The following is a 25155-nucleotide window of genomic DNA, read 5'->3' on the forward strand; positions in this document are numbered from 1 at the left end:
AGCTGCTGGGACGCGCACAAGCAGCTGTTTTATGACGCCATAAAAGGCGCTAAATTTTGCTCTTTTATCCGCTTGCGGTGCGCAGCTACGGCATATTCGTTTGCATGGACGGGGAATTTGCGCCGCTTTCGGGCTACGAAGTAATTTTAGTGCGCGATAGGCTGTGTTTTCGCCCCGCAAAGCGGCTGCACGATCCTAGAGAGCTTCGATGCTCTGCAGTATAGCGCTGGCAGGCTAAAAAGCGGCGAGTTGGCCATGAGTACCGAAGCGGCGCTGCGGGTAAGATACGAAAATTTAATTCCACGCTCAAGCTCGGCTTGCAAAGCGGCACTTACGAGCTTTGCGTCGTTGGGCTAAAAAACAGCTCGCAGCACTTCGAGAAATACGGCTACGCCTTTATTTTCAAGCGCAACGCAAGCGCGGAAAATCAAAATTTCAGTAGGCTTGACAACGATAAATTTAGCTTTGATATTTGCGAAGGCGATTAAATTTAATCGAAATTCCGCGCCGCACGAGACCTTGGCGCGACCCGCAAAATTTTAAAGACGCGATTCAGCGCGGTAAATTAAATCTAAATTTTACTCCCTTGCTCCGTTGTTTTTTAGCAAACGCGCAAATTTTGATAAATTTCGATTTTAAATCTCGCGGCGAAGGAGCTTTAAAATTTCACGCTCCAGCTCTTGTGGCGGCGCTGAAATTTTATCCGCGAACTGCGAGCGGTTGAAGGTGCGCTGGCGCTTTGCAAGCTGTACCGTGTGCAGGCTCACGAGCTGTTCGCACTGCGCCCGCGAGATCTGCCCGCGCAAAAGCTGCCCACACTCCTTTAGCCCTATGCAGCCTAGCGCCCTGCACTCTGCACCGTAGCGAGTGAATAAAAACTCCGTCTCCTCCAAAAGCCCGCGCTCAAACATCGCCTTCGTGCGCGCTTCGATGCGCTGCGCAAGCCACTGCTTAGGCGCGTCGATCTCAAAAATTTTAATATCCGAAATGACGGGCGGGGCGGTGTTTTCGCGCAGAAATTTACTCGGCGCCTCGTCGCAAAATTTATAGATACTTAGCCATTTTTTTAAACGAAAACTGTCCGCCGCGCTAAGCTTTGCGGCAAATTCCGGATCGATCCGCTGCGCTAGAGCGTAAATTTCATCGTTTGAAATTTCACTTTTAAAATCGGGAACCTTCGGCGCCAGCCCGCTTAGCATCGCTTTTAGATAAAATCCGCTGCCGCCGGTGATTATCAAAGGCGCGCCGCTACGCTCTGCAAAAGCCCGCGCGGCGGCGTATTCTTTGATAAACTCGCCGACGCTGAAGTACTCGTTTGGGTAGATTAAATTTACGCCGAAGTGCCTGATCTCGCGCAGCTGCTCCTCACTTGGCTTGGCGCTTGCGATGTCGATCTGCCGGTAAATACAGAGTGAATCGAGGCTTAAAATCACGGCGTCCATTTCGCGCGCTATGCTTAGCGCAAGATCGCTTTTGCCGCTTGCGGTGGTGCCGATGATCGCGATCTGCGGGCTTGCGTGCGAGTTTTGATTTTGGCTCAAGGCGTTTCCTTTCGTAAATTTTTCGTTCAAATTATATCAAATTTAGAGCTATTCTTACTTTTTTTTGATACAATGGTGCCCAAAATAAGGGGCAAAATGGCTAAATTTAAAGAAATTTTATCCGATATCAACGAATTAATAGTTTTTAAACACTCGGTTTTCGCGCTGCCGTTTATCTTTACGGCGATGATTACCGCGAGCAAGCTGCAAAGCGGCTCGGTATGGGTCGGCTGGAAGCTGCTTTTTCTGGGGATTTTATGTGCGGTGAGTGCGAGAAGCTTCGCAATGGCTCTAAATCGCTACCTGGACGAGGATATCGACCGCGCCAATCCACGCTGCGCCTCGCGCCCCAGCGTGGACGGACGGATCGGGCGCGGGAATTTACTGCTTTTCATCATCGCAAACGCGGTGGTTTTCATAGCGGTTTCGGCGCTTATAAATCCTTTGGCGCTTAAGCTTTCTGTGCCGATTTTAGCGGCATTGGGCGGGTATTCGTATTTTAAGCGCTTTAGCGAGACCGCGCATTTAATGCTCGGCTTTTGCTTAGGGCTTGCGCCGATTGCCGGAGCGATCGCCGTTAGCGGCGTAATTCCGCTATGGTCGGTGCTGCTGTGTCTCGGGGTAGTATTTTGGGTAGGCGGCTTTGACGTGTTGTATTCGCTTCAAGATATGGAATTTGACCGCACGGCTGGGCTTTACAGCATCCCTGCGCTTTACGGCAAAGAAGCTTCGATGTTTATCTCTAAAATTTTTCACGCCGTGGCGGTGCTTTTTTGGCTGCTGTTTTGCGCGGCGGCAAATTTAGGCTTTTTTGCCTATCTTGGCGTGGCTGCGTGCGCGGTGATCCTGTGCTTTGAGCATAGGATCGTACGTAGCGATTTTAGCAAGATTGATCGCGCGTTTTTCACGCTCAACGGCTACTTGGGCATCGCCTTTTTTGCTTTTGTTTTTGTAAATTTATTTTAAGGAACCCCTATGGATCTTAACACTATCATCATTTTAGGACTTTGCGTAGTTATATTTTTGATGTTTTTCGTCATATATTTTAAAGACAAGCAAGCGGATAAAAAATTCGAGCGCTTCGATCAGGTGTTAACCGATGCTATGCAGGAAAACTATCTGCTTAAAAAGAAGGTCGAGGAGCTAAAAGAGATGATCGATTCGGGCGGCAAAGTCGCCCCCAATATCGATATAAACGCGATTGCAGACGTGATCGACGAGACGATAGAGCAGAGACTAGACGTAGTGCCTACGATGATCGACGAGCGGGTAGAAAAGCAGATCAGACCGCTTCTGGATCAGCTGAAAGAGCTCATCGGCTCGGTAAGAAAATAGCCTGAGCAATATAAAAATAAAATTTTGCAAAATCGCTTTGTTTTTTATATAATCGTCGCAAATTGATATTAAGGCAAAATATGCTAATTGATAAATTTGGACGAACGATCGATTATTTGCGCATTTCGGTTACGCAGCGGTGCAATTTCAGATGCAGATATTGCATGCCTACTACGCCGTTTAATTGGGTGCCGCGAGAGAATATTTTAAGCTTTGAGGAGATGTTTTTATTCGTCAAAGTTGCGATCGACGGCGGCGTAAAAAAGATTCGTATCACCGGCGGCGAACCGCTGGTGCGAAAGGGGATCGAGGATTTTATAAAGATGATCGCGGATTATGCCCCAAATATCGATCTTGCGCTTACTACCAACGGATATTATCTCAAAAACTACGCACGCGCCCTTAAAGATGCCGGGCTAAAGCGCATCAATATGTCGCTTGACTCGCTGCGACCGGAGCGGGCTAAATTTATAGCTCAGCGCGGCGTACTTTATAACGTCCTGGAGAGCCTTGACGCCGCGCTTGAAGCGGGGTTAAAGGTTAAGCTAAACACCGTCGCGCTAAAAGGGATCAACGACGACGAGCTTATTTATTTGCTGGAATTTGCCCGCGAGAAGGATTGTCAGATCCGCTTTATAGAATTTATGGAAAACACCCATGCCGGCGATCTTACAGGCTTAAAATCAAACGAAATTTTAGATATTTTAAGGCGTAAATTTATCTTTACCGCTCTGCCGAAATCGCAGAGCTCGCCCGCGTCGCTTTACGCGCTCGGGGACGGCTACACCTTCGGTATCATCGATCCGCACAAACACGATTTTTGCGAGAGTTGCAACCGTATCAGACTAAGTGCCGAGGGGCTTTTGATCCCGTGCCTTTACTTCGAGGACGCGCTAAGTATCAAAAAGGCGGTCAAAGAGGGCGATATCGCCGCAGCCGCCGAAATTTTGGCTAAGATTTTAGCGAATAAGCCCGAAAAAAATCGCTGGCAAACGGATGCTTCGAATGAAATTTCAAGCCGCGCATTTTACGAGACGGGCGGATGAGGCTCGTAGAGAGCTTTTTAAGTATCCAAGGCGAGGGCAAATACGCGGGCAGGCTCGCGTTTTTCTTTCGTTTTGCGGGCTGCAATCTGCGCTGCGAGGGCTTCGGCGGTGCGCGCATTTCGCCAAAGACCGGCGAGATCTTGCGCGGTTGCGATACGATCCGCGCGGTTTTTACGAGCCACTTTGAGCACGAAGAAATTTTAAATTTAGCCCAGCTTTTGAATAAAATTCCAAATTTATCAGGTTCGTCCTGTTCCCTACCTGCACGCTCTATGCCGGGCTTTTGCGCCGCCGAGCCTTTTTCTGAAAGCGATACTTTAAATTCCGCCGCCGCGCAAAGACTTCCCCGCCAAAACGGTAGCGCAGAAAAATCTTTAAATTTAACGAGCGAAAATTCTTTAAATTTCGTGGCGCAGAATTCTTTAAATTTAGATCCGCAAAGCTCCGTCTCGCCGCAGAGCGCTAAGCTTTATCAAAAGCCGATCGTCGTTATCACCGGCGGCGAGCCACTACTGCACTATAAAGAGGCGCTATTTTACGAGTTCGTCTGCGAGTTGCTCGCACGCGGACACGCGGTGCACTTCGAAACCAACGGCACGATTTTCGTGGATTTTGAAAAATTTCCCGCCTACAAAAGCTGCGTCTTTGCAGTCTCGCCTAAGCTCTCAAACTCCGCCGAGCCGCGCGAACGCAGGTTAAACTTCGCCGTGCTGCGAAGCTTAAAACAAAACGCAAAAGATAGCTTTTATAAGTTTGTCATCTCGCCCGAGTTTGACGCGCAGCCCGAGATCGCCGAAATTTTAGCAGCGTGCGGCGGCGAGGTTTATTGTATGCCGCGCGGCGCAGATCGTCGCGAGCTGGAAAGCGCCGCGCAATTTTGCGTGGATTTTTGCCTAAAAAACGGCTATAATTACTCCGATCGCCTGCACATTAGAATTTGGGGCGAGAAGGACGGGGTATGATAATTAGGAAATTATACGAATTCGAAAACGCTCACATCGTGCGCCTGTGCGGCTCGAAGCGGTGTCGCACGAGCATCCATGGCCACTCCTACAAATGCGAAATTTTGCTTAGCTCAAATTTTTTAGATGAAGCGGGGATGGTATATGACTTCGGCTACATGAAACTCGGCATCCGCGAGCTTATCGATAGTTTCGACCACGCCGTGACGATCTACGCGCGCGACGATGCGAGCTATATCGCGGATCTTAAAAAACACAGCGCGCGCTGGGTACAGATACCGCTAAATCCGAGCGCGGAGCAGTTTTGTAGAATTTTTTTCGTTCTAATTGACCGACTTTTGAGCCTAACTCAGATGCAAAACGGCGAGCGCGAAGTAAAGCTTCACAGCGTCATCGTGCACGAAACGACCACCGGTTACGCGCAGTGCTTCCGCGAGGATGCTTACAACGCGCAGATGGGCGAGATCGCGCTAGATGAGATAGAATTCTCGCCCGCCGTGTGCGAGGAGTGGAGGCAACCGGAGCTTTGGCAAAAGCTACTGCGCGGCGAAAAAATCATCTATCCAAAGGATTGCTGATGAGAAATTTCTTTAAATTTGGCTCGGGTTTTGTGCGCATTTTTGCCGTGTGCGCGATCTTCGTCTGTGCGCTTGCTTTGGGCGGCTGCGACGATGAGAAAAAAAACACCTTGCAAAAGCCGCCGGTAGATAGCGAGGTGCCGAAGGACGTGCCTATCGCGCCTAGCGAGCCCAAAGTCGATATAAATGCCGATATGCCGCCGCTTCCGGTGACCGAATAGGACGGAGCGTTGAAAAATCTGCGCTCAAATTTGAAAATTTTTAAAATTTGCGTTGTTTGTATGCGGCGCGTAAGCGCGATTTTAGCGCCATTTTTGCCCATGCGATCTGCGCAAAGAAATTTTAAATTTTATAAAGCTCTATCCGCAAAATTTCATTCTTGGCGCGAGATATACGGCGCAAAACAGCGATTAGAAGGCAACGAGGTAAAATTTAATGCAGCAAATAGCCGCGACCGCTTTGAATGGTTTTTAAAATTTCAAAGGCGCGGAGCAGGTCTGTTTGATCTCGCGCCGGAAAAATTTGCGTCTAAATTTGATCGTTTCGGCTCTGGCTGCGTAAAATTTTATCCCGCGAATTTAACCCTCCGGCGGAAGTGATGGATTATCTGTATCAAAGCGCCCTGGGCTTTCATAAATTTTTCGCGCTAGCTGCGGCGATTTTAACTATAATTTATCTGATTTTTACTCAGCTTAAAATAGACGCGGCGGCGGAATTTTACCCTCGCGGCAAGGCTCTAAATCTCGCCGTCTCCACGCCGCAAGCTGAAAATTTAAAGCAAAAGAGCAGATCTGGGCTTAGATTTCTTAGGCGCATCAGGCTGTTTTTGCCGATATATTATGCGACTCTCGCGGCGCTGATAATCAGCGGAAGTGTGATGCTGCCGGTGCTGCGCTTTGATCTGAGCTTTAGAATTTACTTCATGGCAGCCGCAGCGCTAGCGATGATTATACTTTGCGCGGTATCGTACAAATGGCTGAAAATAGCGTATCTAAGTCAAAACTTTGCGCCGTATCAGCGCAAAATGCGGGTGATTTTGGGGCTAAACTTAGCGATAATTTTGATAGCGAGTGTTATTTGATGGTATATTTTTACGATAAGTTTGCAGGCAAACAGAGCCTAGTTTTGCAGAATGATCAGTTTTTACACCTAAAGGCTAGGCGAGCAAGGGCGGGCGAGCGCATAGACGTGCGAAATCTAAAGGACGGGGCGAGTTATCTATATGAGATCGCCGAAATTTCGCGCAAAGGTGTGGCTCTGAATTTAGTTTTTAAAAGCTCTGTTTTTACGCCGAGCCACGATTTTTGCGTCGCTTGGGCGGTCGTCGAGAGCGCCGTGATCGAAAAGAGCCTGCCTGCGCTAAATGAGATGGGCGTCGGGCGGCTTGTTTTGGTATATGCCGATCTGTCGCAGAAAAACGTGCGGCTCGATCTGCAGAGGATGGAGCGGATTTTGATCAACTCGTCTCAACAATGCGGGCGAAATTCCATCATGCAGATCGAGGTTTTGAGCAGCTCGGACGAGCTTGCGCAAAGATATAAAAACGTAAGCCTGATCGATTTTGGCGGCAAGAACATCGATATTTTCGGCGGCGACGAGATCGCGTTCGTAGGCCCGGAGGGCGGGTTTTCGCCGCGCGAAAGAGAGAAATTTAAAAATGCCTATGCGCTTAATAGCCCCTATATTTTGCGCTCAAACACCGCGCTGATCGCAACTTGCGCAAAATTGATGTTTTAAGCGCTCGGCAAATTTTAAAATTTAAAAAGATCGCGCGTTTTAAATTTTGGAATTTAAAATTTACTCTGCGCGACCCGCTATGTTTATCGGCGGCTTGACGTACTGCGCGTATTGCTGCGGCGTATCTTTGCGCGCTGTATTTGTACGCCGCAGTAGGCCGCGGTGAAATAAAATTTTACTCGAAAAGCGGGCTAAATTTTAAAATTTCGCGTCCAAAAAGTATGCTTGAGAAAAAAATTGCCGCTTTGCCCAGAGTTTTTTTTAAAACCCTTTAAATTTGCTTTTTAGATAAAAAAGTTGTATAATCGCTACCTTTTAAAATCATCAAAAAGGATCAAAAATGAAAAAAGATATCCATCCGAACTTTGTCGAAACGACCGTTACCTGCGCTTGCGGCAACACTTTTAAAACGCGCTCGAACAAGCCTGAGATCCGCGTTGATATCTGCTCCAATTGTCATCCGTTTTTCACGGGCAGCGAGAAGATCGTAGATAGCGCGGGCCGCGTCGAGAAATTTAAGCAAAAATACGGAATGAAATAGTTGCTATATCTCATTCCTACGCCGATAGGAAATCTAAGCGATATCTCGAGCCGCGCGCTTGAGGTATTGCAAAGCTGCGAAATCCTAATCTGCGAGGATACGAGGGTTTCAAAAAAACTTCTAAACTTATTATCCGATAAATTTCAAATCTCATTTAAAATTTCACAGTTTTACTCTCTGCACACTCACAACGAAGCGGAGTTTTTCACGGACTTTGATCCGGCGCTTCTGCGCGAAAAAGCTTGCGCATACGTAAGCGACGCGGGAATGCCATGCATCAGCGATCCGGGGATTGCGCTCGTAAAATTTGCGCAGCGAAGCGGCGTAGCTTACGAGGTGCTTAGCGGTGCAAACGCTCTGCTGCTCGCAGCCGCCGCAAGCGGACTGGTGGAGAAAGAATTTAGCTTTTTAGGCTTTTTGAACAATGACGGCGCGCAGCGCAAAGCTCAGATTCTAAATTTAATGCAAAGCCCCTATCCATGCGTACTTTACGAATCTCCAAAGCGCGTGATAAAGCTAATTGAGCAGATCGCGGGGATCGACGCGCAGCGCAAAATTTTTGCGATTAAGGAAGCCACGAAAAAATTTGAAACCAAATTTTTCGGTAGCGCCGCAGAGCTCTTGCTGGAGCTGAAAAGCGCAAATTTAAACGGCGAATGGTGCGTCGTGATTGACGGCGCAGGCGAGAAAAGCTTTGAAAAAATCACGCCAGAAGATATTCTCTCGCTTGAGATCGCGCCGAAAATAAAAGCGAAACTGCTCTCAAAAATCAGCGGCGAACCCGCCAAAGAAATATATAAAAATTTGATACGCTAAGTCATATTTTAACCGTTTTTCGCTAAAATCCCAAAATGATTATTTACGGCAAGCAGCTGTTTTTGCACCTTTTAAACCGGCATCCGCAGAAATTTATCCGCATCATCCTTGCTAAGGAGTGCGAGAAAGAAATTTTTAAAAAGATCGCCGCGACCGGCGTAAAGATCGAGCGCGCCGATGCGAAAAAAGCTCAAGCCCTCGCTCGCGGAGGCAACCATCAAGGCTTCTTGGCCGAGGTGGAGGAGTTTAGCTTCGGCGATCTTGCTAGCGTCAAAGACGATAAATTCGTGCCGATCCTTTATGGGCTTACCGACGTCGGAAACATCGGCGCAATAATGCGTAGCGCCTATGCTTTGGGCACGGACAGCGTGATCGTCGTCGCAAATAATCTAAATATGGCGGGCGTAGTGCGCGCAAGCTCGGGCGCGGCGTATGAGCTAAACGTTGTTAAGGTCGCAGACGGGCTTAGCGTGTTAAACGAGCTTAAACAAAGCGGCTTTGAAATTTACGCCGCGAGTGCGGACGGGACGAGCTTTAAGGAGTTAAAACTCGGCGCGAAAAACGCACTCGTAATGGGGAACGAAGAAGAGGGGATACCTGATAGGGCGCTTAAAAAATGCGACCGCACGGTATCGATAAAGATGCGCGAAGGCTGGGATTCGCTTAACGTAAGCGCGGCATTTGCGATACTATGCGATGGAATTTTAAATGGAAGAAATAAAAGAGAAGTTAAATAATACGGACGAGCAGGCGGAACAAACCGAGAAGCCGGAGCAAACGCAGCAACCAAAAAGCAGCGATCTGGATAAATTAAAATCTATGGATCTGATCGAGATAGCGCGTACTACGCGCATCGACGCGCAAAATTTAGAATACATCATCAACAAAGACTTCGAGAAGCTAGCAAATTTTAACGTGAAGGGCTACATTAAAATTTTAGAGCGCGAGTTCGGGCTGGATCTATCGGATTGGCTTAGCGAGTTTGAGAGCGCCAAAGCGAGCTTCGCGCCCGTTAAAAAGGCCAAAGTCGAGCAGGTTTATGGTCAAAGGGTCAGCCCTAACAAAAGCGGCGGCGGTTGGCTTTTATGGCTGCTTGCGATGGTACTAATCATAGGCGCGATCTTTTATTTCGGACTTTATAAAAGCTTCGGCGACTTTTTGGGCTCGCTTTTATGGGAACAAAACAAAACCACCTACTCGGACGCTCCAATCGTAAATAACACTCAAAAAAAGCTTGAAAACATCGGTATCGACGTCGTTTCGCACAACGCTACAGATGAAAAATTCGCACTAAAGTCAGATGCCAATGCAGCCGCTGTTGCGGATGAAAATTTAAGCTCGCTCAATGCGCTGGACCGTTCTATCAGGATCGAGCGCGCGAGTATTAAGACTGAGGAAAATTCTACCGACGAAAACGCCACGCAAAGCAAACCGGCACCCAGCAAAGATATCGTGCTTAATCCGCGCGGTAAGATGTGGATCGGCGTTATTGATTTAAAAAGCGGCAAGAAGCGCGAGATGGTCATAAATACCCCTTACGTCGTCGCTTCGCAAGGAGATGAGGAGCTGCTAATCTCTACCGGTCACGGGATGTTTGAGCTCGGTAAAGCCGACGGCAACGTAACTTTCAGCGAAAGAAACACTCAAAAATTCCACGTCAAAGATGGCAATATCACTAAAATTTCAGCCGACGAGTTTCTGCGCCTAAACAAGGGCAAAAAGTGGTAAAATCCTCGCTTTCGTGCGAGGTTTTTTGCTCGTAGAATTTTGCCGCAGAGGACAGAGGGTAAAATTTTAGCTCGCTATGTGCGCAGTTTAAATTTAAACCCGCGAGCGTAAATTTAAAGGTTTAAACTGCGCCGCCTTGGATAAAATTTTAAACGGCGTAGGTAAAATTAACGGTGCGGATAAAATTTCAAGCGCTGCGGCCGCTTGCGGTAGCGCGATAGATTTAAAGGGTTATCGTTCGAGGACGCGGCGTAAAAACGGCAGCTTTAATCGTTATCGTTTCGATCGGACGTAAATTTAAATAGTGCCGCAAAGGGTCACGATGCTCTAAATTTAAACAATCAATGCCCCCGCGGTTTTAAAATTTTAGCGAGGTAAAAGTTTAAATTGCTCGAGCAATATAAAAAGTGCCGCCGCATCGACGCTAAGGCTTGAAATTTTGCCTACGTGCGGCACGAGCAGATCGCGCGTTTAAGGCGCGAAATTTTAAATATGGCTTGAAAATTACTTTAAGATAAGAGGTTTGAGATGTTTGACGAAATCCGTTTTTCAAAAATCGAGCGTTTGCCCAATTACGTTTTTGCCGAAGTAAACGCCATAAAAATGGCGGCGCGCAGAGCCGGCGAGGATATAATCGATTTTTCGATGGGCAATCCCGACGGCAGGACGCCGCAGCATATAATAGACAAGCTTTGTGAAAGCGCGCAAAAGGACAAGACGCACGGCTACTCCGTAAGCCAGGGTATCTACAAGCTGCGACTTGCCTGCGCGAATTGGTACAAGCGCAAATACGGCGTGATCTTGGATCCCGAAAGCGAGATCGTCGCCGTAATGGGCTCTAAAGAGGGCTTCGTGCATCTAACTAGCGCGATCGTAAATCCGGGCGATGTCGCAGTGGTGCCCGATCCTGCGTATCCGATACATACTCAAGCCTTCATCATCGCGGGCGGCAACGTCGTTAAAATCCCGCTTGCCTATGATGAAAATTTAAATTTTAACGAGAATAAATTTTTCATCGATCTGCAAAAGACCTTCGACGAGAGCATTCCGCGCCCAAAATACGTCGTCGTAAATTTCCCGCACAACCCCACCACCGTCGTCGTGCAAAAGAGCTTCTACGAGCGGCTCGTGGCGATGGCGCGGCAGGAGCGGTTTTATATCATCAGCGATATCGCTTACGCGGAGATCGCTTTTGATGGTTACAAAACGCCGTCGATCTTTGAGGTTCAGGGTGCGAAGGATGTCGCAGTCGAGGCGTACACGCTTTCTAAAAGCTACAATATGGCGGGTTGGCGTGTGGGTTTTGTCAGCGGTAACAAAAAGCTCGTCGCTGCGCTTAAAAAGATCAAGTCGTGGTTTGATTACGGCATGTTTACGCCGATCCAAGTAGCCGCCACGATCGCGCTGGACGGGCCGCAAGAGTGCGTAGAGCAGATCCGCGCGAGCTATGAGAAGCGTAGGAATTTTTTGATTGACGCTTTTGCGGACGCGGGCTGGCAAATCGCTAAACCTAGCGCGTCGATGTTTGCGTGGGCGAAATTACCGCCAGCGGCGGCTCATCTAAGGAGCATGGAGTTTTCCAAGCAGCTTCTTACCAAGGCGCGCGTCGCCGTAAGTCCGGGCGTGGGCTTTGGCGCGGCGGGAGACGATTACGTGCGGATCGCTTTTATCGAAAACGAAAACAGGACCCGCCAGGCTGCTAGAAATATAAAAAAATATTTGAAAGAGATCTGATGAAGGTAGCGATTTTAGGCGTCGGCACCGTAGGTAGCGAAGTTGCAAACATTTTGATCAAAAACAAAGATATCATCCTTGCGCGCGCGGGCGTTAGCATAGAGCCAGTAATCGGACTTGTGCGCGATACGAGTAAAAAGCGCGATGTGCAAATTCCGCTTAGCAGCGACGCAAAAAGCATCATTGAGCGTGATGACATCGACGTTTTTGTAGAGCTTATGGGTGGGGTAGAAAAGCCCTATGAGATCGTAAGTGAAATTTTAAAGCGCAAAAAGGCGGTCGTTACCGCAAATAAGGCACTTTTGGCTTATCATCGCTACAAGCTTCAGGCTTTGGCGGGCGATACGCCTTTTGGCTTTGAAGCGAGTGTGGCGGGCGGAATTCCGATTATCAAAACCCTGCGCGAGGGGCTAAGCGCCAATCGTATCGAAAAAATAATCGGCATCGTAAACGGCACGAGTAACTTCATACTTACGAATATGATGCAAAAAAACGAGAAATTTGAAGACGCGCTAAAGCGAGCTCAAGAGCTCGGATATGCCGAAGCCGATCCAAGCTTTGACATCGGTGGGTTCGATGCGGCGCATAAGCTTTTGATCTTAGCTAGCATCGCATACGGCGTGCACGGCGATCCCGAAGATATCCTAATCGAGGGGATCGAAGAGATCACGCAGGAGGATATATATTTCGCGCGCGAATTCGACTTCATAATCAAGCTGCTTGCGGTAGCCAAGCGCGCGTGCGATAATAAAGTCGAGCTGCGCGTCCATCCTGCGCTCATTTCAAAGGATCAAATGCTTTCAAAAGTAGACGGCGTGATGAACGGCGTGAGCATCTACGGAGACTGCGTTGGCGAGAGTATGTATTACGGCCCTGGCGCGGGCGGAAGCGCTACGGCAAGTGCGGTTATAAGCGATCTCATCGACATTGCGCGCGATAACAAAAATCCGATGCTCGGATATAAAATTTTGCCGAGCGAAAATTTTATGCAAATTTTGCCTAGCGAGCAGATCCGCACGAAGTATTATTTCAGGCTACGCGTGCGCGACGAGAAGGGTGTGCTCGCGAAGCTTACGAACATTATGAGCTTAAACGATCTTTCGATCGACAGCTTTTTGCAAAAGCCTAAGCTCAAAACGGACGAGGAGGTGACGCTGTTTTTCACGACGCATACGTGCTGCGAGAAGGACATAAAGCGCGCTATAAGCGTGATCGGCGGCGAAAATTTTATTACACAAAAACCTTTTATGATCAGGATCGAAAGCTAAGTTGAGCTTAAAAGAATACATTTTCGGCTTTGCCTGCGAGGACCGTGCGGCGGAATTTTTACGCGGCGAAGGGTTTGAAATTTTAAAGCGAAATTTCCGCTGCCGTTTCGGCGAGATCGATATAATCGCGCGCAAAGACGGAATTTTGCACTTTGTAGAGGTGAAGGCTACGAGCGGCGATTATGACGCCGCAGAGCGTGTGACGGGCACTAAGATGGCTAAAATTTTAAAGGCGGCGGAATTTTATCTGATGAGCTGCGATACGGACGAGCCGTGGCAGATCGACGTGGTGGAAGTTTATCCAAAACAGATAAAATTTATCGCCAACATATCTTTTTAAATTAGAATTTTTATTATTTATTTAAGATAGTTAACTATAATCCGCAGAATTTTAACACAAGGAGAACATTATGGGAAAGTATATAGAGCTTACTTCGGAGAATTTCGACGTTACTAAAGAGGGTGTCGCGCTAGTCGATTTTTGGGCGCCTTGGTGCGGGCCGTGCCGTATGATCGCCCCGATCATCGAGGAGCTTGCGAACGATTACGAGGGCAAGGCTAAAATTTGCAAAGTAAATACCGACGAAGCGCAGGATCTTGCGGTGCAGTTCGGCGTCCGCTCGATCCCTACGATTCTATTTTTCAAAGACGGCGAGCTAAAAGCTCAGCTCATCGGCGCACAATCTAAGCAGATCATAGCCGACAAACTAAACTCGCTTCTGTAAATTTTAAAAGGGCGGCTTTCGCCCTTTTTTCTCCCACTCATCGTTATATTAATTAAATTCGTAAATTTAGCGCCCGCGACTTTACTTAATAAAATAATTAAGGAGAAAAAATGTTAGATTTAGCAATTATCGGCGGCGGTCCTGCGGGGTTAGCGGCGGGGCTTTATGCTACAAGAGGCGGTTTAAAGGACGTCGTGATGTTTGAGATGGGGATGCCCGGCGGGCAGATCACCTCAAGCTCCGAGATGGAAAACTATCCGGGCATAGCCGTGGTAACCGACGGGATGAGCTTTATGGCGCCTTGGCAGGAGCAGTGCTTTCGCTTTGGCTTAAAGCATGAGATGGTGCGCGTGCTGCGCGTCTCAAAAGACGGCGATGGAAATTTTACGATCTATCTCGAGGGCGATAAAACGCGTCGCGCGCGCGCCGTTATCGTCGCTACCGGCTCTACTCCGCGTCGCGCGGGGATTGAGGGCGAGGATGAGTTCTTCGGTCGCGGCGTCAGTACCTGCGCGACCTGCGACGGATTTTTTTACAAGGGCAAAGAGGTTGCCGTCCTAGGCGGCGGCGACACGGCGCTAGAGGAAGCTCTGTATCTAGCTAAAATTTGCTCTAAAGTTTATTTGATTCACCGTCGCGACGAATTTCGTGCTGCGCCTTCGACCGTGCAAAAGGTGCGCGAAAGTGAGAATATCGAGCTCATTACAAACGCGCTCGTAGAGCAGATCAAGGGCGATGCAAGCGGCGTAACTGGCGTCGTAGTCAAGGATAAAACAAGCGGCGCCACGCGCGAGCTGCAACTGCCTGGGATCTTCGTATTCGTGGGGCTTGACGTGCGAAACGAGGTACTAAAAGACGAAAGCGGCAAGTTCATCTGCGACATCACGTCCGGCGGACAGGTCGCGGTAAATTTAAAGATGCAAACAAGCGTTAACGGGCTATTTGCGGCGGGCGATATGAGACAGGATGCGCCTAAACAGGTCGTTTGCGCGGCAGGCGACGGCGCGGTTGCCGCACTTAGCGCGATCGCGTATCTGCAAGGACACGATAAATAAGCTTGTACTTGGCGTAAAATTTCACGGCGCGGCGGGCAAAACTGCTTTCGCCGCGCTTTAAATTTAAAACCACACCTGAAATTTTGAATGAAATTTTGATACAAAAAAGGCGGCTAAATTTTAAAATTTCATCAAATTTAGCTGCGAGATGAGGCGCTTACTATCTTTCGTAGAAGCCCGCGATGATGTCTTTTGACTTAGTTTTATTTACGGGATCTTCTTTGCCGTTCGTGATAAGTTTAAATTTATCAGACAGACTTACGCTTTTATCAGCATTTACGATAAAATTTAGCTCGATAGCAAGCTTTGATAACCCATCTTCTTTATGTCCGAAGTTCGCGTCCAATTGCTCTGCGGTTATTTGCGAGTAATAAGCGGCTGCTTTTAAGCGCTCCATAATAGAGTCTATGTAAATTTCGGTATTGCTTTCTTTTAGTATCTCCCCTTTTAGTTTGTCGTCGCAATCAACCGACTTCCATTCTTCTTCAAATTCTATTTTGCCTTTGGTTTTAAGCGCTTCTTGGAATTTGGCTTCGTTTAACTAGCAGTGTTCTTTTGCTAGCTTAAACAAACCCTGCGCGTCGTAAGCCTTGCCCTCATAAAAAGTCATAACTCTTTTTAAAGACGAGTCTAGCATCTCTTGTTTATATGATTTAAGCCTCTGCTCTACATCCACATTGCAGACCATCTTAACCGTCTTTAATCCGCCGTTTTCCTCTTTGCTCCACGTGACATTTTTGCAGAGTTTCGAGCCCTCGATCGCCGCGCCGATATTCATCGATTTGAAATCCGGCAGGGTGTAGTCTTTCACGAGCTGTATCTCATCCGCGCCGCATCCTGTTGAAATCAACGTAGCAAGCGCGACACCTAGTGCATATTTCATCTTTAACTCCTTGAGGTAAATTTTCTAGAAAATAATGCTACCCCCCCCCCTGCTTAAAAACGTATAAATTTAGGGCTTAAATTTGATATAAATTCGCGAAGTATGTAGCTAAAAGCGTGAAAGATAAAATCTAAAGATGGAATTTTTAAAAGAATTCGGCGAGAGAGGGAGGGAATCGAACCCCCCGGAAAACGGTCAACCGCCCTCCTATCGGATTTGAAGTCCGCAGACGCCACCAGGTCGCCATCCTCTCCAAATGCGGGAATTATAGCGAGATAAAATTTATTTAGCTTTAAAGAGGCTAAATTTTAAGCCTTTTCGGCTCATTATTAGCGACGGCAGGATTATGAGCGCGCCCAAAAGCAGCAGGCTCATCACCAGACATATTAACATCCCGAAGTAGATCGTAGGCCAGAAATTACTCATCATCATCACGCTAAAACCTAAAATGATCGCAAACGACGTATAATACATCGCGTATCCGATACTTGCGTGGCTTGCGCGGATCGCCGCGGCCTCGTCGCCAAGGCGCGCAAACTCGCGCTTGTAGCGATAGATATAGTGGATAACATCATCCACGCCGATACCGATGCTAATCGCCGCTATCGTGATACTCATGATATCCAGCGGAATGCCTGCAACCCCCATGATGCCGAAGCAGGCGCAAAGCGGGATCAAATTTACGACGATCGCGATGAGAGCGTATGAAAACGAGCGAAAGATGATCACGAAAAGCACGAAAAGCACGAGCACGGTGATACCCAGGGTGCCTATCTGCGAGCTCACCAGGCTTTGAAGCATATTGTTATAAAGCACCATTATGCCGCTGATCTGCGCGCTTACCTGCTCGCCCGCGAGCAAAGAATTTAGCCCGCTTTGCAGATCTTTTAGGAATTTTGCTCTGCGTAAGCGCGGATCGCTGTCTATCGTGCGGACGCTAAAGTGCGCCTCGTTCGCTTCGATATTTACAAAAGGTGAAAGCACCATCTCGCGGTAGTTTTCCGGCATTTCAGAGTAGATTAGAGCAAGGCTTAGATCGTCCAGATCGCGCCCCTGATTAATCTGCTTGCCGAGCTTTAAAAGCGATGCGAGCGAGCTTACGTTGCCAATAAACTCGTGTCCCGTGACGTTTTTGTCCTTCAAAAAATCATCTATTTTGCCGATGATACGCATCTTTTCGGAGGTGAACCAATACTGCGGCTTGTTTTCGTTGGCGGCGTATTCGGCTTCGAAATCGCCAAAATCGTCGCTCGCGGTGGAATTATGCTCTAAATTTGCGGCATCGGTTTGATCTGAATTTACGGCTTCGCTTGGTTGTGTTGCCGCAGCGGAACCTTGGGGCATAGAATTTTCTGCAATAGAATTTTGCGCCGCGGTGGTAGAATTCTGAGTAGCGGAATTTTGTGCGATAGAATTTTGCCGAGTAGAATTTGCCGCAAAATTTCGCCCCGAGGGATCGGAATTTTCGCCGTTTTTAGAATTTGCGCTGCCGATTGCGGAATTTTCACTCCCGCTAGCAGAATTTGCGCCGCCTGCGCTTTTAAATTTAACGACGATATCAAGCGGGATAGTTCCGCCCAGATTTGTATCGATGACCTCCATGCCCGCGCGGATATCGGTACTTTTTTTGAAGTAGCCGATGAAGCTGTTTTCGACGCGCAGCTGCGAGATGCCGTATAGTCCAAAGATCACCGCCGCAGCGCAAACGCCGTAAACCGCGCCTCTGCTACGTAGCGCCGTTTCGGCGCACCAAAGCGTAAATTTAAAGTGCTGCTCGAAGCTGCGGTTATTGTGCGTGCGCCTTAGAAGCGACATAACCGCGCCGAATACTCCAAATGCCGTAACTAGCGAGATGCTGATGCCTACGCTCATCATAATTCCCAGAGAAATTACGGGTTTTATATCGCAAAAAATTAGCGACATAAAGCCGATAACGGTCGTAAAGATCGCGAAAAAGCAGGGTCTTGCGCGCTCGCGCAGCACCGCATAAACGAGCTGGCGCTGCGAAAAGGCGTGAAAGCGCGCGCTAAACTCGCGGTAGGCGACGATTAGGTGGATACAGACCGAAACCGTGATGATGAGCTGAAGCGCTATGAAATTTGAGCTAATCACCGTAACCTCAAAGCTCAAAAAGCCGAATAATCCCGCTGCGAGCACGACCGAATACGCGCAGATGATAAGCGGCAGCAGGATAAATTTCGCCTGTCTAAAAAAGAGCCAAAAGCAAGCTAGCAGAAGCACCAAAGCGCTGAGTCCGTAGGTCGCCAGATCCGAGCGGACGTAGCCCACCATGTCGTCTGCGATCATATTCAGCCCGCCTAGAAACAATCGGTCGCCCGCAAATTCCTTCTCAAAGCTCGCGATCAGCGCGCGCAAAGCCATGATATCGCGATGATCCTTTTCACGTAGCTCGTCGCGGTAGGATTTAAAATTTTGCTCCGCAACTTTAAGCGCGTCTTTAAGCTGTGAAATTTGAGCCCCCGAGTGGTTGGCCTCATGCTCTGCTTGCTTTAGAGCGCTTTTAGCCCCGTCTCTTACGCGCAAAAGCTCCTCGTAGCGGGTCTGCGGTTTTAAATTTATTAAAATTGCGGTAGTGCGGAAATCGGTACTTACTAAATTTGACGCATAAAAAGGGCTTGTGGCAAACTCGCGCCTAGCCGCGGTTAAATTTACGTCCGCGTCGGTAAGAGTGGGTATGTGCTTAAGCAGCTCGCTCATGCCACCACCTTTGTTTAGCAAAAGCGGCACATTCGTGATGTCCGTGACGCTAGCGACGAAATCCAGCTTGGAAAAAGCCGCGTCCATCTGCGCTATTTTGCGGATCGTCTCGGGCGCTAAAAGATCGCCCGCGGGAGTGTATGCAAGCACCAAGAAATTCGGCGTTTCGTAGCGTTTGGATACTTCGCGCCAAATTTGAAGGTCTTTGTCATTATCTAGTAGAAGCGTCTGGCTCGAAGCATCGATCTCAAGCTTTGTGGAGTAATATCCGAAAAACAGCGCCAGCGCCGTAAACAGCGCGAGCGTGATTTTCGGAAACGCGACGATTAAACGAAAAATTTTTTTCAAATACCGCTCTTTTAGGCGCGCTGCTATTCGCCGCTATTGATGACGGTGGAATTTAGCCGCTTTATAAGCTCGTCAAAGCCCAAGCTTTGCGTTACGTCGCCAAGCTGCGAGCGGTAGGTCTGAATTAAGCTAACGCCCACGATATCGACGTCGTAGATGCGCCAATCGGCGCCGTTAGGATAAAATTTAAAATCTATGTCGTAGTTTTTCTGCTCGCCGATGACCTGCGTTTTTAGCACGCGGCGCTTATCGCTCGGGCTTTGTTTGCTTAGCACCTTCATATCCTGATCGGTATAAAGCGAAAGTTTTTCGATAAACGAGCGCTTTAGATGCGCTTCAAAGGCTTTATTAAATTCTGCGATCTGCGCCGGGCTAAGGCTTGCGTAATGCTTCGCAAGGGAGAGCTTCGCCATCATCTTATAATCAAAATAGCCGTCGAAAAGCGCAAAAATTTTCGCTGGCTTTGCGTCTTTCGGGGTGCTGCTTCGCATAATATTTACGGCCTCGGCGACCTTTTGGCTCATCACCGGCTCGATATCCGCATCGCTAATAGCGTGCGCCGAAATCAAAAGCGCTCCGCAAAGCGCTAGAACTTTTAAAATTTTCATTTTTATTCCTTTATTAATTTCTTGCGATTTTGCTCGTAAGCATCGCGCAAAAACGGATATAGATCCACCGCATCTTTGGTCATTTTTTCATAAAATTTCGGATCGCGCGAGTAGTCGTTAAATATTCTAAATCCGTTGACGGAGTTTCGAACGGTGCCATCTTTAATATAATTTATCGGGTTTGAAAAATAATCTCCGACAAGTCCCGCTGTATCGCGTAGATTGCTTTGTCCTAAGATCGGCCAGACGATATGCGGACCTGCCGGCACGCCCCAATACCCGAGCGTATGCCCGAAATCCTCGTCGTGGCGCGGAATTCCGTAGTATTTGCCTGCCATATCATTAAGCCCGCCGAAGCCGACGGTCGAATTGATCAAAAATCGCTTCGTCTCGTCCCAAGAATTTTCAAATTTACCCTGCAATAGGTTGTTTACGAGCCTCATCGGATATAAAATATTATAGAAAAAATTTGAAAACGCGCCCTGAATCGGATCGGGCATTACATAGTCGTAACCGCTGGCTACGGGGGTTAGTATATATGAGTAAAATACGTCGTTGAAGCTCGTCATAACGCGGTTATAGCCGCTAAGCGGATCGAAAACTTCGCGCTTGGCAAACTCCTCGTCAAAACCATCCGTATCGCTAGGTGCTACGTCTTGCTTTTGCGAGCAACCGCAAAGTGCCAATGCCGCGGCTAAGAATAGAATTTTTATAAATTTCAAATGAGACCCTTCTTTATAAATCAAAGTGGCGATTTTACAAGTTTAAAGAAATTTTGTCAATAAGGGTAAAATTTCGTATAGAATTTCCCTCTTTATAGCGCAAAATAAAGCCTGCGGCTCTTTAAGAAATATATCAGAGGATATATTATAAAATCACGCGAAAGTAAATAAGAAAGGATAAAAATGGACGCAAAATTTGCTTTGGAATTCCTGCTTGGCAAGGAAACATCGCTTCTAGCCAAGCACATTAAGCTACTTAAGGCCGTAGATGAGACTAAAAGTATTACAAAGGCCGCAGAGATCGTAGGAGTGTCGTATAAAAACGGCTGGGACGCGTTAAATTTAATCAACAACGCGAGCAAAAAGCCGCTCATCGTCCGCACTCAAGGCACAAAGAAAAATAGCGGCTCCGAGCTTACCCCTTACGCTCACAAGCTGATTCGCGCTTATGATGCTATCAGCCACGCGGGTGAGACATTTTTGAGTGAAATTTTAAAGCTTGACGAGATCACTGAAGAGAGTCTTTTAAGCTTAGAGAAGATCGGTATGAAGCTTTCTGCGCGCAATCAGCTAAGTGTTGAGATTACGGATGTTCAAACAGGCGCTGTAAATTCTCAAATCACGGCTAAACTCGCAGGTGGCGAAATTTTATGCGCGACGGTAACCGTAGAGAGCGAAAAAAATTTAGGGCTAAAGGCGGGCAAGGATGTGCTGTTTTTATTTAAGGCTCCAAGCGTCATCATTGCCAAAGGAAGCTCGGAGAAGCTAAAACTTAGCACGACGAATCAAATCAAAGGCACAATTAATGAGGTCAAAATCGGCGCGGTAAACGCAGAGATCTGTCTAGGCACAAGCTCGCATCAAAACATCACCGCGATCATCACGCGAGAATCTGCCACCGCGATGGCTCTAGGAGTAGGAGATGAAGTAACGGCGATCATCGAGCCTAGCGAGATCATTATTGGCGCGTAATATGGTGAAATTGGGTGCGCAAAATTTTAAAATTTAAGGCGTAAATTTAAAATTTTAGATACAATTCAATTCTCGGTGAGAGCCGAAACGAAAGGCATAAAATGAAGTTGAAAGCAGTGCTTTTAGGAATTTTAACCGCAGGCGCGCTAAGCGCAGGAGAGGTCAGCGTCGCAGCCGCTGCGAACACGACGTATGCGTTTGACGAGATCAAGGCGGAATTTGCCAAGCTGCATCCGCAAACTACGCTAAATGTGAGCTTGGGTGCGAGCGGTGCGCTTAGCACGCAGATCAAAAACGGCGCGCCGTTTGATATTTTTATGGCGGCGGATATGAAATTTGCAGACGATCTGCATAAAGAGGGCTTTGCGACGGCGCCTGCCAAAACTTACGCCAAAGGCAAAGTGGCGATGTTTAGCGTGCGCGGCGTAGATCTTAGCAAGGGGCTTGAAATTTTAAAAGACCCTAGCGTTAAAACGATTTCCATAGCAAATCCAAAGACCGCTCCTTACGGCACCGCAAGCGTACAGGCTTTCCAAAAAGCAGGAGTTTACGACGAGATCAAGGGCAAAATCGTAGAGGCAAAATCGATCGGCGAGGCTCTTTCGCAAGCGCTTAAAGCTTCCGACGTCGGCTTTATCGCAGCTAGCGCGATGTATGCGCCTAAGATGGCGAAGGACGGCTGCAACGATAAGCCTTGCAAGCAGGGCGAAAATTTCGTCTTGGTCGGTACCGACCTCTACGAGCCGATAGCTCAAGGCATGGTCGTGCTAAACCGCGCCAAAGATAATGCCGAAGCCAAGGCGTTTTATGATTTTATCCTAAGCGATAAGGGCAAAGAAATCTTTGCTAAATACGGATACGAGTTTTAATGATTAGAGCGAGAATCAACGAAATTTTACAAAAAGATGGCATCCATTCTGTAGGATTTATCGCAGGCGGCATCAAGCTGCGTGGCGTATTTCTGCAGCTAAGTAGCGAGCTTAAGGTGGGCAGCGAAGTTTACGTGGGCTTTAAAAGCACCGACGTGCTTTTATCTCGCGAAGCTCTAAGTGGTGTATCTAGCGAAAATGAAATTCACGGCAAGATTACGAGCCTAAGCTTGGGCGAAATTCTATGCACGCTTAGATTTGAAGGCAAGATAAGCTTTGATGTGCTCATTAGCGCGCATTCTGCGCAGGAGCTTGCTTTACGCGAGGGCGACGAGGTTTTCGCATACATTAGCGCCACTGCGATATATATAGAAAAATATGATAACGATTGATTGTAAGAAAAAAATCAGTGATGATTTCTCGATTGATGCTCGCTTAGAGATTAACAAAGGCTCGTTTGTATGCCTATATGGGCGCAGCGGCAGCGGTAAGACTACACTGCTGCGCATTTTGGCTGGATTTTTGCGCGCAGATAGCGGTAGCATAAAAGACGGCGATCGCGTGCTACAAGAAGGCAATGAATTCTTAAGTGCGGGCAAGCGCAGAATCGGCTTTTTGTTTCAAGACTACGCACTTTTTGAGAATATGAGCGTGACGGGCAATCTACTTTTTGCCAGAAACGATCCGCAAAAAGCTGCGATGCTGCTTGAAATTTTAGAGCTTAGCGAGTTTGCGAAATCCGGCGTAGAGGGTCTTAGCGGCGGACAGAAGCAGCGCGTAGCACTTGCTCGCGCACTGATGCAAGAGCCTGAAATTTTGCTACTTGACGAGCCGCTTTCGGCGCTTGATTTTACGATGCGCGAAAAAATTCAAGAGTATCTGCTAAAGATCCACGAGCAGTTTCATCAGACCGTGATTTTGGTAAGCCACGACGTAAGCGAGATTTATAGACTTTGCAAGCGAGTTTATGAGATGAAGGACGGCAGGATCGTTCGCACCGGTACGCCAGAGGAAATTTTTCTTAAAACTAGCGGCTCGCAGAAGTTTTCTTTCGTGGGCAAGATTGTCGATTTGCAAGCACGCGACGGGGTCAAAGTGGCTGTCGTAGCGATCGGCAGCCAGCTGTGCGAAGTGGTGCTAAGCAATGCAGAAGCCGATGGCTTGCAAGTAGGCGACGAGGTCAAAGCGGGTGCCAAAGCCTTTAATATCACTCTGCGTAAAATTTAAACTTGTAGGCAAGCTTTTTGGGCGTGCCTGGGTGAGAAATTTCAACTAGATTAGGGATTTAAATACAGGCTTTTATGGAATTTAGACGAGGAATTTTGCAAAATTTTAGCTGGATTTGCCCGTAAAATACGGTGAGATTTTAAAATTTTATTCGCATCGCGTTTAGATTTTCATGAAACACAAAATTTAAACGCAGGCTAGAGTAAAACCGCAATGCAAGACTAGATAGCGTGGGGAAATTAAGCTTAAATTTTAGATTTTGCGCAAGCAGCCGCCGTTAAATTCCTTCTTTGAATTTATTAATTGGCGTGGTGGGTTTATTTTTAAATTTGGCGGCTTTTAGCTTACTTTTTTGGCAGGAGTTGCGCGAATTCTATCATGCGATTTTGGTAAAAAATTTAATGTGAAGCTTCGCGCAAATTTAAAATTTTCAGATTTAGAATTTTACCTGGATTTTGTGGCTTTGAAATTTTAAAAGCTCTAACGGCTCGAAGCTTGCGTGTTAAACTCGCTTAATAAGAGCTGCGGCAAAATTTCATTAACCGGGTCTTTTGGGTTTATGCTAAATTTTAAAATTTTGTTTTGTCAGGCTCAATATAATTCCACTAAGTTGTTCAGAGAATGCCGTTTGGCTATATCTTGCGTGAAATTTGCGCTCAGATAAATCCTGCCCGCTCAAGTTTTAAAGCTAAGCTAAGCTTTTTGAAATTTAGCTCAGCAAAATTCGTGACCTTAAAAATTTGCCGGCTTGGGTAGAGCTTAAAAGCTCAGCAGGATTTGCACGCTTGAAGAAATTTATTAGCCAAGCAATTTATAAAATTCCGCCCAGTTTGGCTTGCACGGAATTTTCAAAATTTCTATTTTGCTAAAGCTCTAGCTCTGCGCAGAATTTTTCAAAATTTCATTTTGCAAAGCCTTATGACTATGAGGTTTGCGCAAATTCTATCTAGCTTTGCCTCTAAATTTTAAAGTAGGGCTAGGCTTTTAAGATTTTATAGTTTGGGCCCAGTGGCTCGGCTCGGAGGATAAATGTTTGAAATTCTAAAGGGGCTCGATTACACGCCGTTTCTCGTTTCCTTAAAGCTTGCGAGCTTAACGACGCTCGCGTTGTTTATCGTCTGCGTGCCGCTCGCGTTTTTTATGGCGAGAAAAAATTTCCGCGGCAAAAGCGTGATCGAATCGATCATCTCGCTTCCGCTGGTGCTGCCGCCATCGGTGCTAGGGTTTTACCTGCTCGTTTTTCTCTCGCCGTATTCGGTGCTGGGCGAGTTTTTTGATAAACACTTCGGGCTTAGACTCGTATTTAATTTCAGCGGGCTCGTGATTGCGAGCTGTATCTACTCGCTGCCGTTTATGTTTTCGCCGCTGGTTTCGGGCTTTCGCTCGCTTCCGCGCTCGCTTTTTTGGGCGTGCGATTCGCTCGGCAAGGGCTATTTTTCCAAGCTTTTTCGCGTCGCGTTGCCCGCGATACGCCACTCCCTGCTTAGCGCCTTGGTGATCTGCTTTGCGCATACGATGGGCGAGTTCGGCGTCGTGCTGATGATCGGCGGCAGCGTGAGCGAGCAGACCAAGGTTGCCTCCATTGCGATTTATGAAGCGACTGAGACGCTCGATTTTGCGCAGGCTCACGCATATTCGGCGCTGATGCTACTCTTTAGCTTTGCGGTACTTTTGATTATGCATTTTTTGGGCGCAAAGGGCGCGAAAATACAAGCTTAAATCGGCTTTAAAACGAAATTTGC

General features: G+C 47.5%; 30 protein-coding genes and 1 pseudogene. 25 read left to right on the plus strand and 6 right to left on the minus strand.

Annotation, left to right across the window (positions count from 1 at the left end):
• Nucleotides 1-56: 56 nt before the first annotated feature.
• Together Q0174_RS09855 and Q0174_RS09860 are read left to right on the plus strand one after the other, a co-directional pair.
• A complete protein-coding gene (locus Q0174_RS09855) occupies nt 57-224 on the plus strand; it encodes a hypothetical protein (protein WP_298043664.1) in 168 nt (55 codons plus the stop codon).
• Nucleotides 225-317: 93 nt separating this feature from the next.
• Nucleotides 318-488, plus strand: coding sequence for a hypothetical protein (locus Q0174_RS09860; protein WP_298043666.1), 171 nt, complete (start codon nt 318-320; stop codon nt 486-488).
• A gap of 147 nt (nt 489-635) precedes the next feature.
• On the opposite strand, the gene miaA is transcribed toward Q0174_RS09860, so the two are convergent.
• Nucleotides 636-1541: a tRNA (adenosine(37)-N6)-dimethylallyltransferase MiaA gene (gene miaA, locus Q0174_RS09865; protein ID WP_298043667.1), complete on the minus strand. Its 906-nt coding sequence runs from the start codon at nt 1539-1541 to the stop codon at nt 636-638.
• A 96-nt stretch (nt 1542-1637) separates the two neighbouring features.
• Between miaA and mqnP the strand changes: the two genes are divergently transcribed.
• The 18 genes and pseudogenes from mqnP to trxB all read left to right on the plus strand — a co-directional run bounded on the left by mqnP (nt 1638) and on the right by trxB (nt 15066).
• The gene (gene mqnP, locus Q0174_RS09870) at nt 1638-2507 is read left to right on the plus strand and encodes a menaquinone biosynthesis prenyltransferase MqnP (RefSeq protein ID WP_298043668.1); all 870 of its coding nucleotides are present in this window, start codon (nt 1638-1640) and stop codon (nt 2505-2507) included.
• A 9-nt stretch (nt 2508-2516) separates the two neighbouring features.
• The gene (locus Q0174_RS09875; protein ID WP_005869739.1) at nt 2517-2876 is read left to right on the plus strand and encodes a hypothetical protein; all 360 of its coding nucleotides are present in this window, start codon (nt 2517-2519) and stop codon (nt 2874-2876) included.
• A gap of 80 nt (nt 2877-2956) precedes the next feature.
• Complete coding sequence (gene moaA, locus Q0174_RS09880; protein WP_298043669.1) at nt 2957-3922, plus strand: GTP 3',8-cyclase MoaA; 966 nt, start codon at nt 2957-2959, stop codon at nt 3920-3922.
• Nucleotides 3919-4161 (plus strand): annotated as a pseudogene (locus Q0174_RS09885) (7-carboxy-7-deazaguanine synthase QueE); the annotation flags it as partial. The gene moaA and the pseudogene Q0174_RS09885, both read left to right, overlap by 4 nt.
• 33 nt (nt 4162-4194) lie before the next feature.
• On the plus strand, nt 4195-4884 hold the full coding sequence (locus Q0174_RS09890; protein ID WP_298043796.1) for a 4Fe-4S cluster-binding domain-containing protein: 690 nt from the start codon (nt 4195-4197) through the stop codon (nt 4882-4884).
• Complete coding sequence (locus tag Q0174_RS09895) at nt 4881-5462, plus strand: 6-carboxytetrahydropterin synthase (RefSeq protein ID WP_298043670.1); 582 nt, start codon at nt 4881-4883, stop codon at nt 5460-5462. Before Q0174_RS09890 ends, Q0174_RS09895 begins: the two co-directional genes overlap by 4 nt.
• The gene (locus tag Q0174_RS09900; protein ID WP_298043672.1) at nt 5462-5683 is read left to right on the plus strand and encodes a hypothetical protein; all 222 of its coding nucleotides are present in this window, start codon (nt 5462-5464) and stop codon (nt 5681-5683) included. The genes Q0174_RS09895 and Q0174_RS09900 overlap by 1 nt, the downstream gene beginning before the upstream one ends.
• Before the next feature lie 377 nt (nt 5684-6060).
• Complete coding sequence (locus Q0174_RS09905; RefSeq protein ID WP_298043675.1) at nt 6061-6543, plus strand: hypothetical protein; 483 nt, start codon at nt 6061-6063, stop codon at nt 6541-6543.
• A complete protein-coding gene (locus Q0174_RS09910; protein ID WP_298043799.1) occupies nt 6543-7199 on the plus strand; it encodes a 16S rRNA (uracil(1498)-N(3))-methyltransferase in 657 nt (218 codons plus the stop codon). Before Q0174_RS09905 ends, Q0174_RS09910 begins: the two co-directional genes overlap by 1 nt.
• Before the next feature lie 340 nt (nt 7200-7539).
• Nucleotides 7540-7740: a 50S ribosomal protein L31 gene (gene rpmE, locus Q0174_RS09915; RefSeq protein ID WP_177387662.1), complete on the plus strand. Its 201-nt coding sequence runs from the start codon at nt 7540-7542 to the stop codon at nt 7738-7740.
• Nucleotides 7741-8556 (plus strand): 16S rRNA (cytidine(1402)-2'-O)-methyltransferase, encoded by an 816-nt coding sequence (gene rsmI / locus Q0174_RS09920; protein ID WP_298043677.1) that lies wholly within the window; start codon nt 7741-7743, stop codon nt 8554-8556.
• 35 nt (nt 8557-8591) lie between these two features.
• On the plus strand, nt 8592-9293 hold the full coding sequence (gene rlmB, locus Q0174_RS09925) for a 23S rRNA (guanosine(2251)-2'-O)-methyltransferase RlmB (RefSeq protein ID WP_298043680.1): 702 nt from the start codon (nt 8592-8594) through the stop codon (nt 9291-9293).
• Nucleotides 9265-10284, plus strand: coding sequence for a hypothetical protein (locus tag Q0174_RS09930; RefSeq protein ID WP_298043682.1), 1020 nt, complete (start codon nt 9265-9267; stop codon nt 10282-10284). The genes rlmB and Q0174_RS09930 overlap by 29 nt, the downstream gene beginning before the upstream one ends.
• A gap of 528 nt (nt 10285-10812) precedes the next feature.
• Entirely contained in the window at nt 10813-12018 is a 1206-nt protein-coding gene (locus Q0174_RS09935; protein ID WP_298043684.1) for an LL-diaminopimelate aminotransferase, read from the plus strand.
• Nucleotides 12018-13286, plus strand: a complete 1269-nt coding sequence (locus Q0174_RS09940; protein WP_298043686.1) for a homoserine dehydrogenase — start codon at nt 12018-12020, stop codon at nt 13284-13286. The genes Q0174_RS09935 and Q0174_RS09940 overlap by 1 nt, the downstream gene beginning before the upstream one ends.
• A 1-nt stretch (nt 13287) precedes the next feature.
• Nucleotides 13288-13626, plus strand: a complete 339-nt coding sequence (locus Q0174_RS09945; RefSeq protein ID WP_298043688.1) for a YraN family protein — start codon at nt 13288-13290, stop codon at nt 13624-13626.
• A 70-nt stretch (nt 13627-13696) separates the two neighbouring features.
• On the plus strand, nt 13697-14011 hold the full coding sequence (trxA, locus tag Q0174_RS09950; RefSeq protein WP_295151069.1) for a thioredoxin: 315 nt from the start codon (nt 13697-13699) through the stop codon (nt 14009-14011).
• A 110-nt stretch (nt 14012-14121) separates the two neighbouring features.
• Entirely contained in the window at nt 14122-15066 is a 945-nt protein-coding gene (trxB, locus tag Q0174_RS09955) for a thioredoxin-disulfide reductase (RefSeq protein WP_298043690.1), read from the plus strand.
• Nucleotides 15067-15226: 160 nt separating this feature from the next.
• On the opposite strand, the gene Q0174_RS09960 is transcribed toward trxB, so the two are convergent.
• The 5 genes from Q0174_RS09960 to Q0174_RS09980 form a co-directional block, all read right to left on the minus strand.
• Nucleotides 15227-15463, minus strand: a complete 237-nt coding sequence (locus Q0174_RS09960) for a hypothetical protein (RefSeq protein WP_298043693.1) — start codon at nt 15461-15463, stop codon at nt 15227-15229.
• A gap of 144 nt (nt 15464-15607) precedes the next feature.
• Nucleotides 15608-15949, minus strand: a complete 342-nt coding sequence (locus Q0174_RS09965) for a hypothetical protein (RefSeq protein WP_298043694.1) — start codon at nt 15947-15949, stop codon at nt 15608-15610.
• A gap of 282 nt (nt 15950-16231) precedes the next feature.
• Nucleotides 16232-19015, minus strand: a complete 2784-nt coding sequence (locus Q0174_RS09970; protein ID WP_298043695.1) for an MMPL family transporter — start codon at nt 19013-19015, stop codon at nt 16232-16234.
• Nucleotides 19016-19038: 23 nt separating this feature from the next.
• Nucleotides 19039-19623, minus strand: a complete 585-nt coding sequence (locus tag Q0174_RS09975) for an ABC transporter substrate-binding protein (RefSeq protein WP_298043697.1) — start codon at nt 19621-19623, stop codon at nt 19039-19041.
• A 2-nt stretch (nt 19624-19625) separates the two neighbouring features.
• Nucleotides 19626-20345, minus strand: a complete 720-nt coding sequence (locus Q0174_RS09980; protein WP_298043698.1) for a VacJ family lipoprotein — start codon at nt 20343-20345, stop codon at nt 19626-19628.
• Nucleotides 20346-20528: 183 nt separating this feature from the next.
• Here Q0174_RS09980 and Q0174_RS09985 point away from each other — a divergent pair, with 183 nt between their 5' ends.
• The 5 genes from Q0174_RS09985 to modB all read left to right on the plus strand — a co-directional run bounded on the left by Q0174_RS09985 (nt 20529) and on the right by modB (nt 25132).
• On the plus strand, nt 20529-21317 hold the full coding sequence (locus tag Q0174_RS09985; RefSeq protein WP_298043701.1) for a TOBE domain-containing protein: 789 nt from the start codon (nt 20529-20531) through the stop codon (nt 21315-21317).
• Between the two features lie 101 nt (nt 21318-21418).
• Complete coding sequence (gene modA, locus Q0174_RS09990) at nt 21419-22186, plus strand: molybdate ABC transporter substrate-binding protein (RefSeq protein ID WP_298043704.1); 768 nt, start codon at nt 21419-21421, stop codon at nt 22184-22186.
• Nucleotides 22186-22578, plus strand: a complete 393-nt coding sequence (locus Q0174_RS09995; RefSeq protein WP_297941692.1) for a hypothetical protein — start codon at nt 22186-22188, stop codon at nt 22576-22578. The genes modA and Q0174_RS09995 overlap by 1 nt, the downstream gene beginning before the upstream one ends.
• Nucleotides 22565-23413 (plus strand): ATP-binding cassette domain-containing protein, encoded by an 849-nt coding sequence (locus Q0174_RS10000; RefSeq protein ID WP_005869696.1) that lies wholly within the window; start codon nt 22565-22567, stop codon nt 23411-23413. Before Q0174_RS09995 ends, Q0174_RS10000 begins: the two co-directional genes overlap by 14 nt.
• Nucleotides 23414-24442: 1029 nt before the next feature.
• Complete coding sequence (gene modB, locus Q0174_RS10005; protein WP_298043705.1) at nt 24443-25132, plus strand: molybdate ABC transporter permease subunit; 690 nt, start codon at nt 24443-24445, stop codon at nt 25130-25132.
• Nucleotides 25133-25155 lie beyond the last annotated feature (23 nt).

The organism is uncultured Campylobacter sp. (assembly GCF_937996225.1).
Lineage (GTDB): Bacteria > Campylobacterota > Campylobacteria > Campylobacterales > Campylobacteraceae > Campylobacter_B.

Bases quoted from the DNA above. Each gene is read 5' to 3' on its own strand.
- Q0174_RS09905 (WP_298043675.1), top strand. From the start codon at position 6,061: ATGGATTATCTGTATCAAAGCGCCCTGGGCTTTCATAAATTTTTCGCG.
- trxB (WP_298043690.1), top strand. From the start codon at position 14,122: ATGTTAGATTTAGCAATTATCGGCGGCGGTCCTGCGGGGTTAGCGGCG.
- Q0174_RS09975 (WP_298043697.1), bottom strand. From the start codon at position 19,623: ATGAAAATTTTAAAAGTTCTAGCGCTTTGCGGAGCGCTTTTGATTTCG.
- Q0174_RS09985 (WP_298043701.1), top strand. From the start codon at position 20,529: ATGGACGCAAAATTTGCTTTGGAATTCCTGCTTGGCAAGGAAACATCG.
- Q0174_RS09995 (WP_297941692.1), top strand. From the start codon at position 22,186: ATGATTAGAGCGAGAATCAACGAAATTTTACAAAAAGATGGCATCCAT.
- Q0174_RS09940 (WP_298043686.1), top strand. From the start codon at position 12,018: ATGAAGGTAGCGATTTTAGGCGTCGGCACCGTAGGTAGCGAAGTTGCA.
- Q0174_RS09910 (WP_298043799.1), top strand. From the start codon at position 6,543: ATGGTATATTTTTACGATAAGTTTGCAGGCAAACAGAGCCTAGTTTTG.
- Q0174_RS09900 (WP_298043672.1), top strand. From the start codon at position 5,462: ATGAGAAATTTCTTTAAATTTGGCTCGGGTTTTGTGCGCATTTTTGCC.
- Q0174_RS09875 (WP_005869739.1), top strand. From the start codon at position 2,517: ATGGATCTTAACACTATCATCATTTTAGGACTTTGCGTAGTTATATTT.
- Q0174_RS09960 (WP_298043693.1), bottom strand. From the start codon at position 15,463: ATGGAGCGCTTAAAAGCAGCCGCTTATTACTCGCAAATAACCGCAGAG.
- Q0174_RS09930 (WP_298043682.1), top strand. From the start codon at position 9,265: ATGGAAGAAATAAAAGAGAAGTTAAATAATACGGACGAGCAGGCGGAA.
- trxA (WP_295151069.1), top strand. From the start codon at position 13,697: ATGGGAAAGTATATAGAGCTTACTTCGGAGAATTTCGACGTTACTAAA.
- Q0174_RS09935 (WP_298043684.1), top strand. From the start codon at position 10,813: ATGTTTGACGAAATCCGTTTTTCAAAAATCGAGCGTTTGCCCAATTAC.
- modA (WP_298043704.1), top strand. From the start codon at position 21,419: ATGAAGTTGAAAGCAGTGCTTTTAGGAATTTTAACCGCAGGCGCGCTA.
- moaA (WP_298043669.1), top strand. From the start codon at position 2,957: ATGCTAATTGATAAATTTGGACGAACGATCGATTATTTGCGCATTTCG.
- rlmB (WP_298043680.1), top strand. From the start codon at position 8,592: ATGATTATTTACGGCAAGCAGCTGTTTTTGCACCTTTTAAACCGGCAT.
- Q0174_RS09965 (WP_298043694.1), bottom strand. From the start codon at position 15,949: ATGAAATATGCACTAGGTGTCGCGCTTGCTACGTTGATTTCAACAGGA.
- mqnP (WP_298043668.1), top strand. From the start codon at position 1,638: ATGGCTAAATTTAAAGAAATTTTATCCGATATCAACGAATTAATAGTT.
- rpmE (WP_177387662.1), top strand. From the start codon at position 7,540: ATGAAAAAAGATATCCATCCGAACTTTGTCGAAACGACCGTTACCTGC.
- Q0174_RS09890 (WP_298043796.1), top strand. From the start codon at position 4,195: ATGCCGGGCTTTTGCGCCGCCGAGCCTTTTTCTGAAAGCGATACTTTA.
- Q0174_RS10000 (WP_005869696.1), top strand. From the start codon at position 22,565: ATGATAACGATTGATTGTAAGAAAAAAATCAGTGATGATTTCTCGATT.
- Q0174_RS09895 (WP_298043670.1), top strand. From the start codon at position 4,881: ATGATAATTAGGAAATTATACGAATTCGAAAACGCTCACATCGTGCGC.
- modB (WP_298043705.1), top strand. From the start codon at position 24,443: ATGTTTGAAATTCTAAAGGGGCTCGATTACACGCCGTTTCTCGTTTCC.